Genomic DNA, 1,864 nt, shown 5'->3' on the forward strand with positions numbered 1-1,864 from the left:
GCAGTTGAAGTGCGGGGGCGCGTCGCCCAGGAGCACCACGACGCGGCTCCCGTCACGGGTGAAGACGCTGCTGTCGACGGCCAGCTGGCGCAGGCCGTTGAACCAGTCCTCCGGGCCGTCACCGCCGCCGCTCGCGGAGACCGCGTTCAGCTGGGCCTGGAGGGCCACGAGGTCGTCGGTGGGGCGCTGCCGCAGCACGTAGTGCTCGGCCTCGCCGATGTCGCGGTAGGTGGCAAGGCCGTACCTGGCGGTGGGCTGGAGCTCGGAGACGCGTGCGAGGACGCCGGTCAGCTTGGCCTTGGCGTCCTGGATGTGGCCGCCCATCGAGCCGGTGTTGTCCAGCAGGAACACGATGTCCGGGTTGTTCGGGACCTCGTCGGTCGTCAGGCTCACCCCGGTCCGGTAGTCGCCGCCGGGGCTCGTGCCGCCCACCACCTGGTACGGCCCGGTGTTCGGCGTCTCCTGGCCGTCGATCCGCCTGGTGAACGCGATGGTCGTGCCGTCCGGGGACCAGGCTGGTTCGCTGTCGCGGGCGGACAGGGTCGGGGGCTCCGGGATGTCCGCCAGGACCGTCCCGTCCGAGACGCGCAGGACGCGGATGCCCGCCTCGGTGGTGACGGCCAGCTTCGTGCCGTCCGGGGACCAGGTGGGTTCGGCCTCGCCGATCCTGGGCGTGAGCACGCGGGGCGAGGTGCCGTCCGCGTTGGCCACGACCAGGCTGGCGAAGCCGGTGACCGGAGGACCTGGAGCCGGGGGCGCCGAGCTCGGGGGGGTCTCGACGTCCCACTGGGCGTAGGCGATCTTCGTGCCGTCCGGGGAGTACGCGGGGTGCGCCTCCTCGCGCTCCCGGCCGCTGAGGGCGCGCTGGTCCGCGCCCCGCGCGTTGGCGCTGTGCACGTCGCCCCCGCCCTCGTACCCCACCAGGTAGGGGGAGAGGGGTTCGTCCTGCGCGGTGGCCTGCGGCGCCCGGTCGGCGAGCAGGAAGCCGCCCAGCAGCACCGCCAGCGCCAGGAAGGCGGCGGGTCTGCTCACTCGTCCGATCACCGGTCTGTCCACCGGGGTGCGCTCCTCAGGTCGTGGTTCCGGGGCTCACCCCTGGGCGAAGAACTCGATCTCGGAGATCGCGACGTCGTTGCCCGACAGCGAGCGGTGCAGGCCGGTCACGTGCACCTCGACGCGTTCGGCGCCCTCGCTGTTCGCGAGCGCGACCTCCTGCGGGTCGGGGGTGTCGGCGAGGTCCACGTCGTGCGTCCTGCCGGTGGAGTAGACGAGGTGCAGGCGCTGCGGGCGGTGCGCGGACTGGAAGTCGGCGCCGACGCCCGACCGCACGATGGCCTTGGCGAGGTCGACCTGCTTGCCGAAGTCCAGGACCAGCGCGGGCCGCGGGTCGGCGGGGGCGGCCCAGTGCGTGTTGGAGGCGTTGTCCGCGACCAGCGCGGCCGGGTGGTCGGGCAGCTCGGCGGTGGCGCTGACGGCGGTGGGGCGCACCGGTTCGAGCTTCGCGTCGAACACGCCGCGCACGTCCTCGACGGCGCCGGTGACGGTGCCGTTCACGGTGGAGCGGAACGGGTCGACCAGCCAGTACAGGGCGCCGAACAGCAGCACGGCGACCAGCAGCACCAGCTGCACGGCCCGGCCGAGGCCCTTGCGGACGGCGCCGCTTCGCCGGGCCCGGTTGCGGGTGCCCGCCGCGACGGTCTTGTCCTTGCGGGGGAACAGCTTGCGCCACCAGGTCGTCGGGGTGACGGTCGCGGCGGCCAGCGAGTCGCCGCAGGTGGAGCAGAAGTTGCGGGTGGGCGGGTTGCTGTCGCCGCACCGGCCGCAGATCAGGTCGCCGGGCTGGGCCTGGCGGCGCTCGGTGAGC

At 73.8% G+C, this 1,864-nt stretch carries 2 protein-coding genes; both read right to left on the minus strand.

Annotation, left to right across the window (positions count from 1 at the left end):
- Positions 1-1,056 (minus strand): VWA domain-containing protein (locus ACTUAL_RS18590; RefSeq protein WP_440901158.1); only part of this gene is annotated, 1,056 nt, incomplete at its 3' end.
- Positions 1,057-1,089: 33 nt separating this feature from the next.
- Positions 1,090-1,864 (minus strand): zinc ribbon domain-containing protein (locus ACTUAL_RS18595; protein ID WP_440901159.1); only part of this gene is annotated, 775 nt, incomplete at its 5' end.

Source organism: Actinosynnema sp. (genome assembly GCF_052038725.1).